Origin of the sequence: Curtobacterium sp. MCSS17_007 (assembly GCF_003234175.2) — a bacterium.
GTDB lineage: Bacteria > Actinomycetota > Actinomycetes > Actinomycetales > Microbacteriaceae > Curtobacterium.
This window is the reverse complement of sequence record NZ_CP126257.1, coordinates 726523-746635: the sequence shown is the minus strand read 5'-3', so window position 1 is coordinate 746635 and position 20113 is coordinate 726523. Positions and strand designations below refer to the sequence as shown.

Here is a 20113-nt window from a genome sequence, read left to right as displayed (position 1 = left end):
GTCGGTCGGGCCGCGCCCGTGAGCGTGACGGATCGTGGCCGTTCGGCAGCGGCGGTCCCGGCGGCGGCAGCACCCGGGAACGGCGAGACGCCGCCCTCCCGGAGGAGGACGGCGTCTCGTGGTGGTGCGGGTGCGACCTAGAGCGCGGCGGCGCGGGGGAACGCGGTGCGGCCGGCGTAGACGGCGGCGTCGCCCAGTTCCTCCTCGATGCGGAGCAGCTGGTTGTACTTCGCGACGCGGTCCGAGCGGGCCGGGGCACCGGTCTTGATCTGGCCACCGTCGACGGCCACCGCGATGTCGGCGATGGTCGTGTCCTCGGTCTCGCCCGAGCGGTGCGACAGGATCGCGGTCATGCCGTGGCGGTGCGCCAGGGAGACGGCGTCGAGCGTCTCGGTGAGCGTGCCGATCTGGTTCACCTTGACCAGGATCGAGTTGCCGGCCTGCTCGTCGATGCCCCGCTGCAGGCGCTTCGGGTTGGTGACGTACAGGTCGTCGCCGACGAGCTGGAGCTTCGAGCCGAGCTCGGCGGTGAGGTGCTTCCAGCCTTCCCAGTCGTCCTCGGCGAGGGCGTCCTCGATGGTGACGAGCGGGTAGTTGGCGACGAGGTCCGAGAAGTACCCGGTGAACTCCTCGCTCGAGAGCTGCTTGCCCTCGAACGCGTACTTGCCGTCGTGGAAGAACTCGGTCGCGGCGACGTCGAGGCCGAGCGCGATGTCCTTGCCCGGGGTGAAGCCGGCCTTCTCGATGGCGGCGAGCAGGAAGTCGAGCGCCGCGCGGTTGGAGGCGAGCTCGGGGGCGAAGCCGCCCTCGTCGCCCAGGCCGGTCGCGAGGCCCTGCTTCTTCAGCTCGCCCTTGAGGGCGTGGTAGGTCTCGACGCCCCAGCGGAGGGCCTCGGAGAAGCTCTCCGCACCGTAGGGCACGAGGAAGAACTCCTGGATGTCGACGTTCGTGTCGGCGTGTGCGCCACCGTTGACGACGTTCATGAGCGGGACGGGCAGCGTGTGCGCGTTCGGGCCACCGAGGTAGCGGAACAGCGGCAGGTCGGCCGAGTCGGCGGCGGCACGGGCCACGGCGAGCGACGCGCCGAGGATCGCGTTCGCACCCAGGCGCGACTTGTTCTCGGTACCGTCGAGCTCGATGAGCGCGGCGTCGACCAGGCGCTGGTCGGTTGCATCGAAGCCCTCGAGCGCCGGACCGATCTCGTCGAGGACGGCGTCCACGGCCTTGAGGACGCCCTTGCCGCCGTAACGGTTCGCGTCGCCGTCACGGAGCTCGTACGCCTCGAACGCGCCGGTGGAGGCACCGGACGGGACGAGCGCGCGCGAGACGACGCCGTCGTCGAGGAGGACCTCGACCTCGACCGTCGGGTTGCCTCGGGAATCGAGGACTTCGCGTGCGCCTACGGCATCGATCTGGGCCACGGGGTACTCCCTACGAGTTCGGTTGTGGTGGACAGCGGGTCGATCCTACCGAGGCGCGGGCTCCGGCTCGCCGAGGATGACGTCGGTGGTGCAGGAGTTCACGCCAGGGGGCGGAACTCGACACCCTCCAGGGTCTCGGTGTCGGCACGCACGCTCGCGAAGGCGGCGAAGCCCTGGTCGGCGAGCGAGGCGAGCAGGTTCTTGGTGTTCTTCGGCCGGCGCTCGAGCCGCACGCGACGGTGCGTGGCAAGGGCCTCGGTCTTCAGCGCGGCGAGACGAACCGGGTCGACGTCCTTGTCGTGGAGGAGCACGACGGCGTCCGACTCGGCCGACTCGGGCAGCGTCACGAGGTCGACCAGGCGCTCGAAACCGAGCGAGAACCCGACCGCGGGGACGTCCTGCCCGAGGAAGCGACCGATCATGCCGTCGTAGCGACCACCACCGCCGAGGCTGTAGCCGAAGTCGGGGTGCGCGACCTCGAAGATCGTGCCCGTGTAGTACCCCATGCCGCGCACGAGCGTCGGGTCGAAGCGCAGGTCGACGTCGGGCAGGGCCGCACGCAGGCGGAGCAGGTCGTCGAACGCCTCGGCGTCGAGCCACGGTGCTCCGACGACGCTCGTCCAGTCCGCCGCCTCGAGCGCTCGGATCGTGTCCTCGAGCCCGGGCAGCTCGGTTCCGACGGTGTCGCGCAGCTCGGCGGCCACCCCGTCGGGCCCGATCTTGTCGAGCTTGTCGACGGTGATGAGGGCCCGGTCGGCCGCGGTCGGGTCGGTGATCCCCCACGACGCGAGCAGCGCCAGGAGGATCCGACGGTCGTTGATCCGGATGGTCGTGTCGGCGATGCCGAGTGCGTCGAGGGCAGCGGTCGTGGCACCGATCAACTCGATCTCGGCGAGCTGACCCGGCTCACCGAGGATGTCGATGTCGCACTGCACGAACTGGCGGTAGCGACCCTTCTGCGGTCGCTCGGCACGCCAGACCGGGGCGATCTGCACCGCGCGGAACACCGAGGGGAGCTCAGCGCGGTGCGAGGCGTAGAAGCGGGCGAGCGGGACCGTCAGGTCGAAGCGCAGGCCGAGGTCGGCGAGGTCGAGCGGTGCCTGCGCCTGCTGCAGGTCGTCCGTGGTGAGCCCACGGCGCATGACGGCGAACGCCAGCTTCTCGTTGTCGCCACCGAGGCCCGAGTGCAGGCGTGCGGCGTCCTCGACGACGGGCGTCTCGATCTCGTCGAACCCGTGCTGCGCGTACACGCCCCGGATCACGCCGAGGACGTGCTCGCGACGGGCCTTGTCCGCCGGGAGGAAGTCACGCATGCCACGGGGAGCCGTCACGGTCGTCGCCATGCCTCAATCCTGCCAGAACGGCATCCGCTCCTTGCACGCCGGCCGTCACACTGATACTCTGCATGCAGAACCTCGGTTCGGTGGTCCCCTGATCCGGCCACCGGATCGTTCGCGGGGCCGGTGTGCTGCAACGGTGCCCCGCGGTTCGAGCGGGCGTCCCTGTCGACGTGACCTCCCCGGCACGTCGTGGCCCGCTCGCGGGCACCCTCCTTTTTCGGGTTGGGAGGGTGCCCGCCTCTCTGGCCCGGCGCAGTGTCCCTCGAAAGCGCAGCCATTCGAGCAGCCAACCGTCTTCGCGGCCCGTCAGTCGCAGGTCACGTCCGAGTCGACGGCACTGATGTTCGATTCGCCGACGTCTCGGGCAAACCCGCTCCGCCAAAGACCGAAACTCGTCGAGGAGGTTCCGGGCGATCTCCTCGAACACCCTTTCTCGATCAGCCATCACAGGTCCGTCCCCGTGCAGGCCGCTCATGTCGGTGTGAGTGGACGTGGAGAGGCGGTGCAGGGTTCGGGCCGGAGTGAGGCGCGGCCCGACCGAGCGGGCCGCGCCCCACCTCACTCCGTGATCGTGAACCGCACATCGGCGCTGGCGCTCTGCAGCCGGAGGGTCCCGTCGAGCTTGAAGTCACCGACCTCGTCGAACGTTATGTCGATCACCCCGAGCAGTGGTCCGCTCGACGACTGGACGAGACCCGAGCTGAGCGTGTGGCCCTGCTCGTCGGTGAGCGTGAACTGCTCGGATCCGAGGACCGGCGTCAGGACTTCGTGGCGGCCGACCGCCTCGGTGACGTCCGAGCGGACACGGACAGCGAGCCATCCGTCGCCGGTCTCCACCGACTGCACCCGAAGTGGAACTCCAACGGGATCCTCCTGGGTTGCACGACCACGGAACATGCTGTCCTCCTACTTGGAGATGCCACTCGCGGTGTCGAAGTAGTCCACGCGCCCCTCTCGGAGGAACGCCTCAACCTCCCAGTGCTCGCCCCTGGGCGGGCAGATCGTGTTGGTGCGCGTGGAGAGGTAGGTCTGGGTGCCAGCTGCTTCCCCGCATGACGTCCAGGCGCCGTAGTCGACGCGGTACTCGCAGGTCAGCTTCTTGTGAACGCTCGAGGCGTGCTGCGCCGTCGCGAGCCAGCGGGCGAGGCCGACGGTCAGGGTCAGGTGTGCGGTGACTGTCGGCGATGAGCTGGCGAGCGTGGCCGCCTTGCTCTGCTGCAGCGTGGAGGTCGTGCCCGTCTGCATGGCGCCGTGCGAGAGATCACCGTGGACGCAGCGGAAGGCTGCGTGGTCGATGAGCTGCTGCTGCTCGTCTGTGGACAGCACGCTGCCGTCGATGGCGTTGAGGTTGACGGACTCGTCAGCGCAGACGGAGACGATCCCGCCGGCCGCCGAGGGCGCCGGGACTGCGTCCGTTGCGGAGGCGGTCTGTGCGCCTGCGAAGATCATCGCTGCTGCGAACGCGGTCCCGACGAGCGCGGAGATCGACTTCTTCATGTTCACCCCTTGATGCAGCCCCGCGACCCCCTGTCGCGAGTGTGACTGCTCTCCGGACGCTAACAGCGGCACGAAGCCTCTGGGCGGACCCTGAACGAGGTGACAGTGGTTGTTGGTGCAAGGCCTTCGACGCCTCATGTCGGTGGACGACGATAGATCCGACGGGGCCCGAGAGGCGGCCGTGGGTGAACTCGTGCCGAGCTGCCGGGCGATGTCGATCTGGTCGAGGTCCTCGACTGAGACCGTCGAGGTCGGGTCTCCGACGCTCGCCTCGGCGCTGACAGGATCGGCGCTGACGCCGGACGCGGCGGGAGCGCTGGTGCGGCGTCGGTCGGTCGTGATGGACGGCACGGGTGTCTCCGGGCCTGCTGAGGGGTCTCCCCGTGCTCACGCCGCATGCCCTGGTTCGCGGGCACCGGCCGGGAGGCCCGGCTCACTCCCCGACGCGCGCCTCGGCTTCCAGCCGGGTCACCGCAGCCCGCAGGCTCGCCACCACGTCGACGCCCGCTTCCCGCGCCGCGGCGACCTCGGCGAGCATGCCGGCGCCCCACCGCTCGTCCACCGCGTCCGCGCCCGCCGCCCCGCTCGCGCCAACATCCGCCGACACGTCCGCGTCCACGACCGCCTGCTCCGGTGCACGCACGACGGCGGCGACGACCGTGGCGGCGTCCCCACGCTCCTCCAGGCGTTCGAGCAGCTTCACGGCGCGCTCCAGCGGCGGCATCGCCCGCGGGACCCCGTCGACCACACTCGTCCGTGCGGCCTTCTCCGCCGCCTTCGCCGCCCGCCACACCCGGACGACCTCGTCCTCCGTGTCCGCGCGTTCGGCACCGAACACGTGCGGGTGCCGGCGGACCATCTTGTCCCGGACCGCGGCGGCGACGTCCTCCAGGTCGAACCGGCCGGCCGCGTCTGCGATCCCGGCGTGGAGCACCACCTGGTAGAGCACGTCACCGAGCTCCTCGCGCAGGTCGTCGTCGTCGCCGGAGTCGATCGCGTCCACCAGCTCGTACGACTCCTCCACCGCGTAGCGGGCCAGTGAAGCGTGGGTCTGCGCGCGGTTCCACACGCACCCGCCCTCAGGAGCGAGCAGGCGGTCGACGACTTCGACGAGGTCCGTGACGGCGGTCATCGCGCCATGCTCGCACGGAGGGCCCTCCGGTACGATGGCCGTTGGTGTGTCGGGAAGTCTGGTCGACGGTTCCGCTCCCCTGCCCGCGCACCCCTGGAGATCCATGTCGGCACTCGTCCGCTCCCCCCGCTTCAGCGCGATCGCGCTCCTGACCGCTGCCGTGCTCGGCCTGGTCGTGGCGAACTCGCCGCTCGGCCCCGGCCTCGAACGCGCCCTCGCCGCGCACTCGCCGTGGGGAGCGGTCGGCCTCGACCTGTCGGTGTCGCACTGGATCAGCGACGGGCTGCTCGCGGTCTTCTTCCTGCTCGTCGCGATCGAGCTGAAGCAGGAGCTCCTCGACGGGGAGCTCTCGAACCCGAGGACGGCGGTCATCCCGGCGATCGCGGCCGTCGGTGGTGTGGTCGTCCCCGCCGGCATCTACCTCGCCGTCACCTCGGGCACCCAGTACATGCACGGGTGGCCCATCCCGACGGCGACGGACATCGCGTTCGCACTCGGGGTCCTGGCGATGTTCGGCAGGGGGCTACCGTCGACGATCCGCGTGTTCCTCCTCGCGCTCGCGGTGCTCGACGACCTCATCGCGATCGTCATCATCGCCGTCGTCTTCGCGCACGGCACCGACTTCCTCGCGCTCGGTGGCGCGGTCGTCGCGCTCGCCGTCTTCGCCGCGCTCGGACGGCTGCTCCGCCCGGGCCGGGCGGGTCAGGTGTGGATCATCGCGGCGATGGTGCTGATCGGCCTCGTCACCTGGTGGCTCGTGTACCACTCGGGCGTGCACGCGACGATCGCCGGCGTCGCGCTCGGTCTCGTGCTGCCGCGCCGTCCGGGACACACGCTGCACGAGCACGTCGAGCCGTGGTCGAACGCCGTGGTCCTGCCGGTCTTCGCGTTCGCCTCGGCTGCTGTCGTGATCCCGGCGGTCGGCATCGGCGAGCTCTCCCCCACGTTCTGGGCCGTCGTGCTCGCGCTGCCGGTGGGCAAGGTGATCGGCATCACGCTGTTCGGTGCCGTCGCGACGCGCATCTTCCGGGCCCCTGGTCGATCGACGCTGTCGTTCTGGTCGATCGTGACCGTCGGTGTGCTCGGCGGGATCGGCTTCACGGTCTCGCTGCTCATGAACGAGCTGGCGTTCGCCCGGAACGAGGAGATCCTCGACGAGGGCGTCCTCGCCGTGCTCGTCGGCTCCGGGATCGCGATCCTCGCCTCGGCGGTCGTCGTCAGCCTGCGCGCGCGTCGCTACCGTGCGCGACGCGAGCTCTCTGAAGCCGAGGCGACCGAGTAGCGGTCCCGAGCCACGACCGACTGGAGGCGCGGTGCCAGCTGGCACCGCGCCTCCAGGCCGACAGAGGGGGCCGCGTCAGGACGCGGGCGTCTCCGCAGGAGCCTTGGTTGCGCCGTAGACGGCCGTCAGGATGCTCTCGACCCACTGGATGAGTCCGTCGTCGGGCAGCGTCTCGCCGTGCGGCTTCGGCAGCGGGATGCTCGCGGCGTCCTGCTGCGGGAACCAGCGCGCACCCGGGTACATCCGCTTGAGCCGGACCTGGGCCGAGTCGGCGAGCTCCTTGCCCGCGACGCGCAGGTTCGACCCCATGACGACCACGTCGGACAGGCCGACCTGCTGCGCCATCCGGCGGAGCCGCGAGACCTCGACCAGCGTGAGCACCGCCTGCGGGGGCTGGCCGTAGCGGTCGGTGAGCTCGTCGAGCACCATGTCGATCGCCTCGGGCTGGGCCGCGGGGGCCGACGCCGCCGAGAGCTTCTGGTACGCCTCGAGGCGCAGGCGCTCGGACTCGACGTAGTCCTCCGGGATGTGTGCGTCGACGGGGATCTCGAGCCGGAGCTCGGTCTGTCCCTCGGCCACGTCGCCGCGGAACTGCGACACCGCCTCGCCGATCATCCGCAGGTACAGGTCGAAGCCGACGCCGGCGATGTGCCCGGACTGCTCACCACCGAGCAGGTTGCCCGCGCCGCGGATCTCGAGGTCCTTCATCGCGACCTGCATGCCCGCGCCGAGCTCGTTGTTCGCGGCGATGGTCTCGAGGCGGTCCTGCGCGGTCTCGGACAACGGCTTGTCGGCGTCGTAGAGGAAGTACGCGTACCCGCGCTCACGACCGCGACCCACGCGGCCGCGCAGCTGGTGGAGCTGCGACAGGCCGTACTTGTCGGCCTTGTCGATGATGAGCGTGTTGGCGTTCGCGATGTCGAGACCGGTCTCGACGATGGTGGTCGACACGAGGACGTCGAACTTGCGCTCCCAGAAGTCGACCATGACCTGTTCGAGGGTGCCCTCGGACATCTGCCCGTGGGCGACCTGGATCCGCGCCTCGGGCACGATCTCGGCCAGGTGCGACGCCACCGACTGGATGTCCTTCACGCGGTTGTGCACGTAGAACACCTGGCCCTCGCGCAGCAGCTCGCGGCGGATCGCCGCGGCGACCTGCAGGTCGGACTGCGGTCCGACGAACGTCAGGATCGGGTGGCGGTCCTCCGGCGGGGTCGCGAGCGTCGACATCTCGCGGATGCCGGTCACGGCCATCTCGAGCGACCGCGGGATCGGCGTGGCGGACATCGCCAGGACGTCGACGTTGGTCTTCAGCTTCTTCAGCTGGTCCTTGTGCTCGACGCCGAACCGCTGCTCCTCGTCGATGATGACGAGCCCGACGTCCTTGAACTGGATGCTCTGCGACAGGATGCGGTGCGTGCCGATGACGATGTCGACCGTGCCGTCGGCGAGCCCGGCGATGGTCTCCTTCGACTCCTTCTCGGTCTGGAACCGGCTGAGGGCGCGCAGGTGCACCGGGAAGCCCGCGAAGCGCTCCTGGAACGTCTCCATGTGCTGGCGGACGAGCAGCGTCGTCGGGACGAGCACGGCGACCTGCTTGCCGTCCTGCACGGCCTTGAACGCCGCACGGATCGCGACCTCGGTCTTGCCGTAGCCGACGTCGCCGGACAGGAGCCGGTCCATCGGGATCGGGCTCTCCATGTCGCGCTTGATCTCGTCGATGGTGGTGAGCTGGTCGGCCGTCTCGGCGAACGGGAAGGCCTCTTCCAGCTCGCGCTGCCACGGGGTGTCCGGGCCGAACGCGTGGCCCTTCGACGCCATGCGCGCGGAGTACAGCTTGACGAGGTCGACGGCGATGTCGCGGACGGCCTTCCGCGCCTTCGACTTCGCGGCCGACCAGTCGGAGCCGCCCATCTTGGACAGCGTCGGGTTCTCGCCGCCGACGTAGCGCGACAGCTGGTCGAGCTGGTCGGTCGGGACGAAGAGCTTGTCGCCCGGGTAGTTCCGCTTCGACGGCGCGTACTCGAGCACGAGGTACTCGCGCTGCGTCTTCACCGCGTTGCGGCCGCCGGAGCTGACCTCGCGCGAGACGAGCTCGACGAACTTGCCGATGCCGTGCGTGTTGTGCACGACGACGTCGCCCGGCTTGAGCTGCAGCGGGTCGACGACGTTCTTGCGGCGACCGGCGAGCTTCTTCACCGTCCGGGCGCCCTGCTGGACGCTGCGGCCGTAGAACTCGGCCTCGCTCAGCACGGCGATGCGGGGGTCGGGGGTGGCGAACCCGGCCTCGACCATGGCGGTCGTGACGATCGCGACGCCCGGCTCCGGCGGCGCGGTGAGGTCCTCGGCGCGGGCGGCGACGCCGGCGTCGGCGAGCACCTGCACGGCGCGCTCGACGAGCCCCTTGCCCTGCGCGGTGACGACGACGGCCCAGCCGTCGTCCACCAGCTGCTGCACGTGCGCGACGGCACCGTCCGCACTGCCGGCGAAGCTCGGGATCGACTCGGCCCGGACGCGGATGTACTCACCCGCTTCGGCAGCGGCCTCGGCGTCGGTCAGGACCCGGTCGCGGTCGCCCTCGTCGAGCCCGGAGTCGAACGGCGTGACGGTCCACCACGTGCGCTGGCCGCGGCCGTTCTTCAGCTGCTGCACCGTGAGGAAGTTGCCGGCGTCGAGGTCGATCGGCGCCTGGGCACCGGCGACCGCGGCGCTCCACGCGGCCTGCAGGAACTCGGTGTTCGTCTCGGCGAGGCTGTGCGCACGACCGGCGACCCGTTCCGGCGACAGCACGGCGATCGTGGCGGCCTCGGGCAGGTAGGTCGTGATCGGCACGAGGTCCTGCACGAGTGCCGGCGCGAGGGACTCCATGCCCTCGACCGGGATGCCCTCGGCGATCTTCGCCAGCATCTGCGACAGGTTCGGGAACTCGTGGAGCATCTCGCGCGCCCGCTGCCGGACGTCGTCGCTGAGCAGGAGCTCGCGCGAGGCGGTGAGCTCGACGGAGCCCAGGTCGTCGTCGGTGGTGCGCTGGTCGGCGACCGAGAACGCCTTGATCGCCTCGATCTCGTCGCCGAAGAAGTCGACGCGGACGGGGTGGTCGGCTCCGGGCGGGAAGACGTCGAGGATGCCACCGCGGACCGCGAACTCCCCGCGCCGGGTGACGAGGTCGACCCGGGCGTACGCGAGGTCGACGAGCTGCGATGCGATGGCAGCGAGGTCGTTGCCGCGCGAGCCCGTCACGAGTGCGACGGGGGCGAGCGACGTCAGGTTGCCCGCGATCGGCTGCAGCGCTGCGCGGACACTGGCCACCACGACGGTCGTGCGGCGGTCGGCCGGGTCGGCGTCCTGCCACGCGGCGAGCTTGCGGAGCGTCGCGATGCGCGTGCCGACGGTCTGGGCGCTCGGGCTGAGGCGCTCGTGCGGCAGGGTCTCCCACGCCGGGAACTCGAGGACCTCGGCATCGGGCACCGTGCACGTGAAGGCACCGCGGACCGCCTCGGCCTCGCGCCCGGTGGCGGTGACGACGAAGAGGCACTGGGGACCGTTCCGCTCGGCGAGCAGCGCTCCGAGGAGCGGGACGCGCAGGCCGTCGACGACGGAGAAGTCCGCGTCACGCCCGGCGGCGCGGAGGACACGATCGAACGCGGAGGCGCGCGAGAGCGCAGGGATGATGCCCGAGATCGTCACTCAGACGATGGTACCGGCGGCGTCCGACACCCGACCCGGCGTGCGCGGGCGGCGAACACGGGTCAGCTCCGGCGACGGCGTGCGTGACCACCGAGGAGCACCCCACCCACGACGAGGGCCGTGGCGGTGAGGAGCGCGGGCACGACCGGGCCGGGACCGGTCCAGGCGAGGTCCCCCTCCTGTCCTCCGGTCGGAGCGACGTGCGCTCCGTCTGCGGAGCCGTCCCCCTCGTCCCCTCCGGTCACCGGGGCGTCGGTCGCCGGTCGGCCGGGAGGCTCGGTGCCGGCACCCGGCACCGCAGCCGTCATCGAGGGGGTCGCCTCGGGGCCGGGGGCCGAGGTCGGGGCCGTGGTCGGCGCCGCCGTCGTCGGCTCGGCCGTGGGCTCGGCCGTCGGCGTGACCGTCGGCTCGGCCGTCGGCTCGGCCGTCGGTTCACTCGTCGGCGCGCTCGTCGGCTCGGCGGTCGGCTCGGCGGTCGGTGTGGCGGTCGGCGTGGCGGTCGGCTCGGCCGTCGGCAGGGCGGTCGTCGGCGCCGGGCTGGGGACGACCACCGCCCGTCCCGACGACACCGCCGTCACCACGCGCTGACGGTTGTAGTCCGCGACGACGAGACTGCGCCCGGGGCCGACCGACACCGCCGTGGGGTTCACCAGTGGCGAGCCGTCCGGAGCGCTCGAGAACGCCTCGGTCCACGCGCCACCGATCATGGCCCAGACCGCTCCGCGCCCGTTGTCCACCACGAAGACGTCCCCGTCGTCGACGGCGACCCCGCGAGGTCGGGTCTGCGCGTCACCCGGGAAGCCGAGCGACGTCACCGTCCCCGAGGCCCGGTCGAGCTGCCACACCTCGTCGGTACCGGCGTCGGACACCGTGAGCGTCCCACCGTCGGCGGACAGCGCGACACCGCTCGGGTCCGTCCACGGGCCGGGCACAGCGGTCCAGCTCCCGCTCCCGAGCTCGGTCGTGAAGAGCGTCCCGCTGCCCGGCACCGTCGCGTAGACGGTCGGTCCGTCGACGGCCAGTTCCGACACCGCACGTCGTGTCGGCGGAGCGGTGCGCGAGAGCACGGTGCCGTCGGCGCCGAGGACCGTGAACGCGGGGCGCCCGGCCTCAGCGACCAGGATGCGTCCGTCGGTCGTGGTCGTCACCGCCGACGGGTTCCACATGTCGCGGGCACCCGTGCCGAACGGCGCGACCACGCTCCAGGTACCGTCGACCACCCGCCGCAGCAGCCCGTTCGCGGAGAAGTCGGCCACGAGGAGCGAACCATCGGACTCGTGGTGCACGTCGTTCGGCGCGCCGAAGGTCGATGCGACCGGAGGCGCGGACGTCTCGGCGGCCGTCGGCGTCCAGGTCTCGGTCGCGGCGACGGCGCCGTCCTGCGTGAGGAGCGATCCGAGCCCCACGGCGATCACCGCGATCGCGGCGGGGACGACGGCGATCGCCGCCCGGGCCCCGTCCGTCCGTCGTGCCCGGTGTGCTGCTCGTCCCACGGTCGTTCCCCTCGTCGTCGGGGGTGGTCACCCCGTGGGCGAACGTACCGACCACCGGGGTACGTGAGAGTCCCCCAGTTCGGGGACGGCACGCCTTCCGGACAGCGCCGTGGTGGGAGCAGTCCGCGCCTCCGGGCCGACGACGGAACCACCCGCGCGGCGTGCGCGACGGATCAGGACGGGGCGTGCACGCGCTGCTGCGCAGCGAGCAGGCCGAGCTCCGCGATCGCCTCGACGGCGTCAGCGCCATCGGCGAGCAGGTTCGGCAGCGTCTTCTTCTCGGTGGGCGAGAAGTCGCGCAGCACGTAGTCGGCGGGATCTTGGCGTCCCGGGGGTCGGCCGATGCCGATCCGCACCCGGGTGAACTCGTTCGTGCCGGTCGCCTTGATGATGTCCCGCAGCCCGTTGTGGCCACCGTGCCCGCCGCTGCCCTTGAGGCGGACGGTGTCGAACGGCAGGTCGAGCTCGTCGTGGACCACGATCAGCTCGGCGGGGGTGGCGCTGTAGAACCCGAGCACGCTCGAGACCGGTCCCCCGGAGGTGTTCATGAACGACCCCGGCTTGGCCAGGACGAGCTTGGGCCCGCCGGGCACCAGGCGGCCCTCGGCGACCTGGTTCGGGGTCTTGTGCTTCTTGAACGTCGCACCCATGCGGGCTGCGAGTTCGTCGAGGACCATCTGGCCGACGTTGTGACGGTTCCCCGCGTAGCCGGGCCCGGGGTTCCCGAGCCCGACCACGACGAGGGTCGTTCCTGTCATCAGCGTCGGCCAGACGTTCCGCGGAGGGTGTCCTACTCGGAGTCGACCGGGGCGGAGCCGCCCTCGGCGCCGGCCTCGGCGCCCGCCTCGGCAGCGGCCTCGTCGGCAGCGTCGTCGTCAGCGGTGCCACGCGGGGTGACGATCTGGACGACGAGCGCCTCGGCGTCGGTCTCGAGCTCGGCACCGGCCGGCAGCTCGAGCTGCGAGGCCAGGACCTGCGCGCCGTCCTCGAGGCCCTCGACGTCCACGGTCACGTGCTCCGGGATGTCGGTCGCCTCGACGAGGAGCGAGACGGAGGAGAGGTCCTGGACGTGGATCGTGCCGGAGAAGGACTCGCCCTCGACGACGACGGGCACGTCGACGGTGACCTTCTCGCCACGACGCACGACGACGAGGTCGATGTGCTCGATGATCTGGCGCACCGGGTCGCGCTGGACGTCCTTGACGAGGGCGAGCTGGGCCGCACCCTCGATGTCGAGGTCGACGACCGCGTTCGCGGTACGGACGAGCAGCATCGTCTCGTGGCCCGGGAGGGTGATGTGCTGCGGCTCGGTGCCGTGGCCGTAGACGACCGCGGGGATCTTGTCAGCGGCGCGGAGCTTGCGCGCAGCGCCCTTGCCGAACTTGGTGCGGGTCTCCGCTGCGAGCTTGGTGTAGTCGGCCATGGTGCCTCCTGGTGTCGGGGTCGACGCCGGGGTGCCGGCATCGGGGGGTCTGTGGTGTTGCAACTCGAACGCGTGCACGCGTGAGGAACGCTCCCAGGACTGGGCCGGGTCTCCCTACCGCGTCGATCACGGCCGCGCGCTGCGCGGCCCTCGCCGAAGTCGGTTTGCGAGTCTAGCAGGGGCTGCCGGGCGTGTCGCGCCGAGTGCCGCCCGCGGTCGGACGGGAGGGCCGTGGCGCCGCCGCCACGGGCTACGGACCGAGCGGGTTCAGCGACCGACGTCCCGGCGGTGGCGCTGCGCGGCGCGCAGGAGGTCCCGCGCGCGGTCGCTCGCCTCCTCTGCCTCGTCGCGCGCGTGTTCGGCACGCTCGACGTCGGCGTTCGCCTCGGCGAGCTGCCGTTCGAGGTCGGCACGGCGGTCCTCGGCGGCCTCGAGCTCCTGCTCCGCGGCGTCCAGGGCCGCATCGGCATCGCGGGACTCCGCGCGCGCCGTGGCCTCGGCTTCGCGAGCGGCGCGGCGCTCGGCAGCCGGGTCGACGCGCGGTTCGGGTTCCGGCTGGGGCTCCGGCTCCGGCTCCGGCTCCGGCTCCGGACGGGAGGCACGGCTCCCCTTCCGCGGTCCCCTCGCGCTGGTGATCGGGATGGGTTCTGCGTCGGTGCCGGACCACGCGTCGGGGACCGCATCCGGGTCGGCGAGCGCCCCGTCGAGGTCGACGTCGTCGAACCCGGCGCTCTCGAGTGGTCGGAGGAGCAGCCCGGAGCGGACGGCCGCGCCCGCGTGCTCGTCGGCCATCGCGGCCTCGATCGTCGCGCGGACCTGGTCGAGGACGGCGGACGTCAGCGGGTGCCCGGCGTCGGACGCCAGGTCGGCCCCGGCCTGTGCCAGCGCCGCGACGACCTCGGACCGCTGCTGTCGGAGTCGTCGGATCTCGTCGGGGTCCGCGTCCACCTGGGCCTGCCGGATCGCGGGCCCGAGCTCGACCGCCTCGTCGAGTGCCCCGTCGTGGGCGAGCAGGTCGATCGCCCACGCCGCGGGCGCGGGCTTCCGCAGACCACCGATCCGGGTTGCGAGCGCACGGTCGTCCTTCCGCACCGCACGCTGCCGCGCGGTGCGTTCCCGCACGAAGTCCGCGGGCGCGACGAGGAGCAGTTCCCTCGCCACGTCCGCGAACTCCATGCCCCCAGCATGCCCGTGCTGCGGAGTGGGACTACCAGTCGTGCACGGTCCCGTCGGCCAGGCGGTTGAACGGCAGGTAGGCCTGCTCGTACGGGTACTTCCCCGCCTCGTCGACGTCGAGCGTCACCCCGAGGCCCGGCTCGTCGCCCGGGTGCAGGTACCCGTCCGTGAAGGTGAAGGTCTGCCGGAACACCCGGTTCGTCCGCGGCCCGTGCTGCATGTACTCCTGGATGCCGAAGTTGTGGATCGCCATGCCGAGGTGCATCTGCGCCGCGAGCCCCACGGGCGAGATGTCGGTCGGCCCGTGGAACCCGGACCTGACCTGGTACAGCGCTGCGTAGTCCATCGTCTTGCGCAGCGGGGTGACGCCGCCCATGTGGGTCACGGCACCGCGCACGTAGTCGATGAGCTGGTCGCGGATGATGTCCTTGAAGTCCCAGATGGTGTTGAACACCTCGCCGATCGCGAGCGGCGTCGTGGTGTGCTGCCGGACGAGCTTGAGCGCCTCCTGGTTCTCGGCGGGGGTGCAGTCCTCGAGCCAGAACAGGTCGTACGGCTCCAGGCTCTTGCCGAGCTTGGCGGCCTGCAGCGGGGTCATCCGGTGGTGGCCGTCGTGCAGGAGCGGCAGCTCGGGGCCGAACTCGTTGCGGACGGCCTCGAACACGGTCGGCACGTGTCGCAGGTAGGCCCGGGTGTCCCAGTCCTCCATCGCCGGGAACGCTCCGCGCTGCGCGGGCTCGAAGTCGTACCGGACGCCGGCGTTGCCCTCGGTCGTCCTGTTCGACGCGATGCCGTAGATGCTCTCGAGCCCGGGGACGCCCGTCTGCACGCGGATGGACCGGTAGCCCTCGGCCTGGTGCTCGCGGATCGAGTCGAACAGCTCCGGGAGCTCCTTGCCCGAGGCGTGCCCGTACGCCATGAGCCCCGTGCGCGACGCACCGCCGAGCAGCTGGTAGAGCGGCATCCCGGCGACCTTGGCCTTGATGTCCCAGAGGGCCATGTCGACGGCGGCGATCGCGGCCATCGTGACGGGGCCCCGACGCCAGTACGACGAGCGGTACAGGAACTGCCAGGCGTCCTCGATGCGGCTGGCATCGCGGCCCGCGAGCAGCGGCACGACGTGCTCGGACAGGTAGGCGGCCACGGCGAGCTCGCGGCCGTTCAGGGTCGCGTCGCCGAGACCGGTGACGCCGTCGACGGTCGTGACCTTCAGGGTGACGAAGTTCCGGTCCGGGCTCGTGACGATGACCTCGGCCCGGTCGATGAGCTGCCCGCGGTCGGTCGACGCCCAGGTGTCGGGGCGACCGGCCGTCGGGTCCGTCGCCGCTCCGCCGTCGGCCGCCCCGGGGACGGGGGCGGCCGGGTTCGTGGTGCCGGTGTCGGTCATGCGTGGACTCCTTCGTCGACGGTGCCGCGTGCGGGTGCCGCGGCGGTGCGGATGCGCTCGGCGGCCGCGGTGACGGCGGCCACCACGGGGGTGGTGTCGAGGTCGGGCGCGACGACCCCCAGGACGTCGTGCACGTCCGAGTCTGGCCCGGGCGCTCCGGTGTCGTCCACCAGCTCGGGCTGCGTGGTGCAGTGCAGCCACCAGGCGGCGAGCAGGGTCGCGGCTCCCGGACCGACGCCCGCCTCCGGGTCCCGCTCGAGTCGCCGACGCAGGACGTCGACGACGCGGACGGGCAGCTTCTGCGAGCCGCCTGCGGCGATCTGCCGCAGGGTGTGCCGGATGCGCGGGTTCGCGAAGCGCTCGACGAGCGCGGCCCGCGCAGCGGTGACCTCGTCGGCGGGCAGCGGGAGCTCGGCGGCGGCCTCGTCCCAGAGCTGCTCCACGGCACTCCTGCACCGCGGGTCGTCCATCGCGGACGCGACGGTCTCGTGGCCGAGCAGCAGCCCGAGGTACGCCAGGAGCGAGTGCGACCCGTTGAGCAGCCAGAGCTTCCGCTGCTCGTAGGGGGTGACGTCGGGCACGAGCCGGACGCCGGCCGTCTCCCACGCGGGACGGTCGATGCCGTCGAAGACGTCCTCGAGCACCCACTCGGCGAAGGGCTCCGTGACCACCGGCACGCGGTCGCCGTCGAGCGCCCCGGGCAGGTCCCTGATCTCCTCGAGGTCGGAAGCGGTGGTGGCGGGTGTGATCCGGTCGACCATCGACGACGGGAAGGCGACCGTCGACGCGATCCACGACCGGAGCGCCGGGTCGTCCGTCGCCCCGAGCACGGCGTCGCGGAGCACCTCGCCGTTGTGCGTCAGGTTGTCGAGCGACACCAGCGCGATCCGGCCGCCGCCGGCGGCCCGGCGGGCGGCGAGCCCGTCGACGAGACGGGCCGGGATGGCCGAGTCGGCCCGGTAGCCGGCCTCGGTGACCGTCAGCGTGATGATGGTCGTCCCCGGGGACGCGACCACGCGCCTCCAGGCCGTGTCGTCGCTGCCGGGGTGGGCGGCCACGATCGTGTCGACCACCTCGGCGGTGTCGCCGTCGGCTGCGCGGGTCACCAGCGTGTAGCGGCAGTCCTGTGCGGCGAGCGCCTCCGCCGCCGCAGCGGACCGACCGGTGAACGCGGTGATCCCCCACACTTCGCCGCTCGCGCGGAGCGTGTACCAGGCGAGGTGGGCGCGTGCGAAGGCCCCCACGCCGAGGTGGACGACGCCGGGACGACGGCTCATGCCGTCACCGGGACCAGGGAGCGCAGGTAGGCCAGGTTGTCGGCGGTGCGCTCGGCGAGCGGCATGTCGGTGGAGAAGTCCTCGATGGTGACCCAGCCGTCGTAGCCGTGCTGCCGCAGGGCGTCGAGGTACTCGGACACGGACGCCTGGCCGTCGCGGAGCGGGGCCCACTCGTTCCGCCAGATCCGGCTGCCGTCGGCACGGGTCTCGCCGGTGTCGACCCAGCGGGCGTTCTTGACGTGCGCGTGCGCGAGGTACGGCCCGAGGAGCTCGAACGCGGCGAGGTGGTCCTCCTGCCCCTCGATGACGAGGTTGCCGAGGTCGTGGATGACGCCGACGTGCTCGGGGTCGAGGCCGTCCACCAGCCGGAGTGCGGCGGACGCCGACGGCGTGATCGTCATGTGGTGCAGCTCGACGAGCGCCTTGACGCCGAGGTCGGCCGCACGCGCCGCCGCCCACTCGAGGTCGGCGCGCGTGCGGTCGAAGAGCTCGCCGTACGTGGCACCCGTCCGCTCCCGCTCGCGCCGGTACCAGGGCATGGTCAGACGCACCTGGCGCGCGCCGAGTTCGCTCGTCACCCGGAGCATCGTCTCGACGCCCTCGTGGTCGGACACCGGCTGGTACCCACCGATGCCCGAGTACTCGAGGCCGGCTGCCTCGGTGGTGCGGGCGATCTCGCCGACCCGGTCCGCGATGCCGGTGAACTGCCACGTCGAGCGGTTGCCGGCCCAGAAGCCGGAGGAGCCGTCCTCGGTGCGGTCGTCGACGATGCGCCACTCGATGCCGTCCCAGCCCTGCTCGGCCAGGGTCGTGGCTGCCTGCGTCGGGGTCCAGTCGGGCGTCGACGCGGTGAACACGGAGAACCTCACCGGACTGCTCCTTCCCGGGGAGCGACGACGGGTTCGACGTCGTCGTACCGCCCCTCGATGACGTCGTCGATCCGCACCGGCTGCCCGAGCGTCGCGCTGACGTACAGCCCGCGGACGGTGGCGAGCGACACGAGGGCGTCGTCGACGGTGACGCCGGGGTCGCGGCCCTCGCGGATCGCGGCGACGATGTCCGTGTACTGGCGGGCGTGCCCGGCAGCGAAGTGGTCGGGCTCGGCCGGGCCGCCGACGACGTGCTCCGGCGGGACGACGTCGTGCTTCTGGTCGACGGCGTCGGCGACCGCGGTGGCGTTCGCCGTGGTCGACGCGGACTCGAGCGTCGCCGTGTCCGGGGCGACGTGGAAGTACGCGAGCCGGTCGTCGTCGACGATCGCCGACCCGTGGGTGCCGTACACCGCGTAGCGCGCGGAGAGTCCCGGGTAGGCGGCGGTCGTGCAGTGGATCACCCCGAGGGCGCCGTTCCGGAACCGCACGGTGGCGACCGCCGTGTCCTCGACCTCGATGCGGTCGTGCGCGAGGAGCCCGACCTGCGCCGAGATCTCCTCCGGCCGGCCGAGCGCCCAGACGAGCAGGTCGACGGTGTGCACGCCCTGGTTCATCACCGCACCGCCACCGTCGAGCGACCAGGTGCCGCGCCAGTCGCCCGAGTCGTAGTAGCCCTGCGAGCGGTACCAGGCGACGCTCGCGACGCCGGAGGTCACGGTGCCGAAGCCGCCGCCGCGCGCGGCTCCCGCGACCGCGACCGAGGCCGGGTCGAAGCGGTGCTGGCTGATCACGCTCGTGACGAGTCCCCGTGACCGGGCGTCGGCGGCGAGCGCCGCGATCTGGCGGGCCCGGGGCATCGTGGTGTCGAGCGGCTTCTCGATGACGACGTGCTTGCCCGCGGCGAGCGCCGCCTCGGCCAACTGGACGTGCATGCCGGACGGGGAGCAGATCGCGACGACGTCGATGTCGGTCTGCGCGATGGCGTCCTCGATGGTCGCGGTGGTGATCGGCCGGTCGGCGCCCGTCGCCTCGACCTCGTCGGCCGCGCCCGTGGCGGCTGCGGGGACGGCGTCGACGAGGGCGACGACCTCCAGGTCCGGGTGCTGCACGGCGACGCGGGCGTGGTGGCGTCCGATGACGCCGGCGCCGACGACCGCCAAGCGGAGCGGACGGGAGGGCTCGGGTGGAGTGGTCATCGCAGGGTGACTCCGATCTGGTCGGTGAGGGAGCGGAAGGCGCGGCCGGCACGGCCGAAGGCGGCGGGTCCGGAGAACCCGCCGAGGCTGTTCACGTCGGTCAGGTGCGGCTCGAGCGAGGCGTACCCGGAGTACCCGGCGTCGCGGAGGGCGGTGAGCGTCTCCAGCAACTCGCCGTCGCCCTCCCCCGCCGGCACGACGGATGCGTCGGCGGCCAGGGCGTCCTTGACCTGCAGGTAGTCGACGTACGGCGCGAGCTGTTCCCAGCCGTCGGTGAAGGGTCGGACGCCGCACTGCACGTAGTTCGCGTTGTCCCACGCGAGCCGGAGCGACGACGACCCGACGCTCTCGACGATGTCGAGCACGCGCTCGGGCACGTCGCCGTAGATGTCCTTCTCGTTCTCGTGCAGCAGGGTGACGCCCTCGCGCTCGGCGAGGTCGGCGAGCGCGCGCATCCGGACCATGACGACGTCGCGCACCTCGTCCGCGGTGCGGCCGTCGAAGTAGAACGAGAAGATCCGGATGTTCGTCGTCCCGAGGGCGTGCGCGGCCGCGATCGCGCGGCCGAGCCGCTCCACCTCGTGCTCGACGGGCCGGTCGACGACGACCTTGCCGATCGGCGAGGCGATGGCGGAGACGGTCTGCCCGCGCTCCTCGAACACACGGTGGAGGCCGGCGAGCTGGTCGTCGTCGAGGTCGACGACGTTCACGCCCCAGGCGCTCCGCACCTCGATCGCGCTGGCGCCGAGCGCCTGCAGCACGGCGACCTGGACCGCCGGGTCGGCGTCGATCTCGTCACCGAAGCCGGAGAGTTCCCACGTTGGCTGGGTCATTGCGTTCCTTCCTGTGTCGGACGGGAGGCGCGTGGCGGGGCCGAGGCGCGCCTCCCGTCCGTCGTGTGGTTGCGTGCGCTCCTCGGCGGAGCCGGCG

16 protein-coding genes and 1 pseudogene are annotated in these 20113 nt (G+C 72.0%); 2 read left to right on the top strand and 15 right to left on the bottom strand.

The features are described 5' to 3' along the window. Positions 1 to 137: 137 nt before the first annotated feature. The 5 genes from eno to DEJ22_RS03500 form a co-directional block, all read right to left on the bottom strand. The gene (gene eno, locus DEJ22_RS03520) at positions 138 to 1421 is read right to left on the bottom strand and encodes a phosphopyruvate hydratase (RefSeq protein ID WP_058728084.1); all 1284 of its coding nucleotides are present in this window, start codon (positions 1419 to 1421) and stop codon (positions 138 to 140) included. Positions 1422 to 1519: 98 nt separating this feature from the next. Further along, positions 1520 to 2764, bottom strand: coding sequence for a histidine--tRNA ligase (gene hisS, locus DEJ22_RS03515; RefSeq protein ID WP_111226563.1), 1245 nt, complete (start codon positions 2762 to 2764; stop codon positions 1520 to 1522). A 555-nt stretch (positions 2765 to 3319) separates the two neighbouring features. Next, the gene (locus DEJ22_RS03510; protein ID WP_146241705.1) at positions 3320 to 3598 is read right to left on the bottom strand and encodes a hypothetical protein; all 279 of its coding nucleotides are present in this window, start codon (positions 3596 to 3598) and stop codon (positions 3320 to 3322) included. Between the two features lie 69 nt (positions 3599 to 3667). Beyond that, positions 3668 to 4258, bottom strand: coding sequence for a hypothetical protein (locus DEJ22_RS03505; RefSeq protein ID WP_146241706.1), 591 nt, complete (start codon positions 4256 to 4258; stop codon positions 3668 to 3670). A 433-nt stretch (positions 4259 to 4691) separates the two neighbouring features. Continuing rightward, entirely contained in the window at positions 4692 to 5390 is a 699-nt protein-coding gene (locus DEJ22_RS03500; RefSeq protein ID WP_258379567.1) for a MazG family protein, read from the bottom strand. 103 nt (positions 5391 to 5493) lie between these two features. On the opposite strand from DEJ22_RS03500, the gene nhaA reads away from it, so the two are divergent. Next, on the top strand, positions 5494 to 6672 hold the full coding sequence (gene nhaA / locus DEJ22_RS03495) for a Na+/H+ antiporter NhaA (RefSeq protein ID WP_111226567.1): 1179 nt from the start codon (positions 5494 to 5496) through the stop codon (positions 6670 to 6672). 75 nt (positions 6673 to 6747) lie between these two features. Here the strand turns inward: nhaA and mfd are convergent, their stop codons facing one another. Further along, entirely contained in the window at positions 6748 to 10359 is a 3612-nt protein-coding gene (mfd, locus tag DEJ22_RS03490; RefSeq protein ID WP_111226568.1) for a transcription-repair coupling factor, read from the bottom strand. A 120-nt stretch (positions 10360 to 10479) separates the two neighbouring features. Between mfd and DEJ22_RS15825 the strand changes: the two genes are divergently transcribed. After that, complete coding sequence (locus DEJ22_RS15825) at positions 10480 to 10947, top strand: glycine zipper domain-containing protein (protein WP_502862567.1); 468 nt, start codon at positions 10480 to 10482, stop codon at positions 10945 to 10947. A gap of 128 nt (positions 10948 to 11075) precedes the next feature. On the opposite strand, the pseudogene DEJ22_RS15820 reads toward DEJ22_RS15825, so the two are convergent. From DEJ22_RS15820 to DEJ22_RS03445, 9 genes and pseudogenes are all read right to left on the bottom strand, one after another. Further along, positions 11076 to 11525 (bottom strand): annotated as a pseudogene (locus DEJ22_RS15820) (YncE family protein); the annotation flags it as partial. A 500-nt stretch (positions 11526 to 12025) separates the two neighbouring features. After that, entirely contained in the window at positions 12026 to 12610 is a 585-nt protein-coding gene (pth, locus tag DEJ22_RS03480; RefSeq protein ID WP_111226569.1) for an aminoacyl-tRNA hydrolase, read from the bottom strand. A 32-nt stretch (positions 12611 to 12642) separates the two neighbouring features. Further along, entirely contained in the window at positions 12643 to 13275 is a 633-nt protein-coding gene (locus DEJ22_RS03475) for a 50S ribosomal protein L25/general stress protein Ctc (RefSeq protein ID WP_111226570.1), read from the bottom strand. 267 nt (positions 13276 to 13542) lie between these two features. Then, positions 13543 to 14451: a hypothetical protein gene (locus DEJ22_RS03470; protein WP_111226571.1), complete on the bottom strand. Its 909-nt coding sequence runs from the start codon at positions 14449 to 14451 to the stop codon at positions 13543 to 13545. Between the two features lie 31 nt (positions 14452 to 14482). Continuing rightward, positions 14483 to 15838, bottom strand: a complete 1356-nt coding sequence (gene manD / locus DEJ22_RS03465) for a D-mannonate dehydratase ManD (RefSeq protein ID WP_258379568.1) — start codon at positions 15836 to 15838, stop codon at positions 14483 to 14485. Further along, on the bottom strand, positions 15835 to 17115 hold the full coding sequence (locus DEJ22_RS03460) for a mannitol dehydrogenase family protein (protein WP_111226572.1): 1281 nt from the start codon (positions 17113 to 17115) through the stop codon (positions 15835 to 15837). Before DEJ22_RS03460 ends, manD begins: the two co-directional genes overlap by 4 nt. Next, positions 17112 to 17984: a sugar phosphate isomerase/epimerase family protein gene (locus DEJ22_RS03455; protein ID WP_111226573.1), complete on the bottom strand. Its 873-nt coding sequence runs from the start codon at positions 17982 to 17984 to the stop codon at positions 17112 to 17114. Before DEJ22_RS03455 ends, DEJ22_RS03460 begins: the two co-directional genes overlap by 4 nt. After that, complete coding sequence (locus tag DEJ22_RS03450) at positions 17981 to 19183, bottom strand: Gfo/Idh/MocA family protein (protein ID WP_111226574.1); 1203 nt, start codon at positions 19181 to 19183, stop codon at positions 17981 to 17983. Before DEJ22_RS03450 ends, DEJ22_RS03455 begins: the two co-directional genes overlap by 4 nt. Then, complete coding sequence (locus DEJ22_RS03445; protein WP_111226575.1) at positions 19180 to 20016, bottom strand: sugar phosphate isomerase/epimerase family protein; 837 nt, start codon at positions 20014 to 20016, stop codon at positions 19180 to 19182. Before DEJ22_RS03445 ends, DEJ22_RS03450 begins: the two co-directional genes overlap by 4 nt. Positions 20017 to 20113 lie beyond the last annotated feature (97 nt).

Coding starts and splice junctions, on each gene's coding strand:
- hisS (WP_111226563.1), bottom strand. CDS start 2,764: ATGGCGACGACCGTGACGGCTCCCCGTGGCATGCGTGACTTCCTCCCG.
- manD (WP_258379568.1), bottom strand. CDS start 15,838: ATGACCGACACCGGCACCACGAACCCGGCCGCCCCCGTCCCCGGGGCG.
- DEJ22_RS03450 (WP_111226574.1), bottom strand. CDS start 19,183: ATGACCACTCCACCCGAGCCCTCCCGTCCGCTCCGCTTGGCGGTCGTC.
- nhaA (WP_111226567.1), top strand. CDS start 5,494: ATGTCGGCACTCGTCCGCTCCCCCCGCTTCAGCGCGATCGCGCTCCTG.
- DEJ22_RS03470 (WP_111226571.1), bottom strand. CDS start 14,451: ATGGAGTTCGCGGACGTGGCGAGGGAACTGCTCCTCGTCGCGCCCGCG.
- pth (WP_111226569.1), bottom strand. CDS start 12,610: ATGACAGGAACGACCCTCGTCGTGGTCGGGCTCGGGAACCCCGGGCCC.
- DEJ22_RS03505 (WP_146241706.1), bottom strand. CDS start 4,258: ATGAAGAAGTCGATCTCCGCGCTCGTCGGGACCGCGTTCGCAGCAGCG.
- DEJ22_RS03500 (WP_258379567.1), bottom strand. CDS start 5,390: ATGACCGCCGTCACGGACCTCGTCGAAGTCGTCGACCGCCTGCTCGCT.
- DEJ22_RS03460 (WP_111226572.1), bottom strand. CDS start 17,115: ATGAGCCGTCGTCCCGGCGTCGTCCACCTCGGCGTGGGGGCCTTCGCA.
- DEJ22_RS03445 (WP_111226575.1), bottom strand. CDS start 20,016: ATGACCCAGCCAACGTGGGAACTCTCCGGCTTCGGTGACGAGATCGAC.
- DEJ22_RS03475 (WP_111226570.1), bottom strand. CDS start 13,275: ATGGCCGACTACACCAAGCTCGCAGCGGAGACCCGCACCAAGTTCGGC.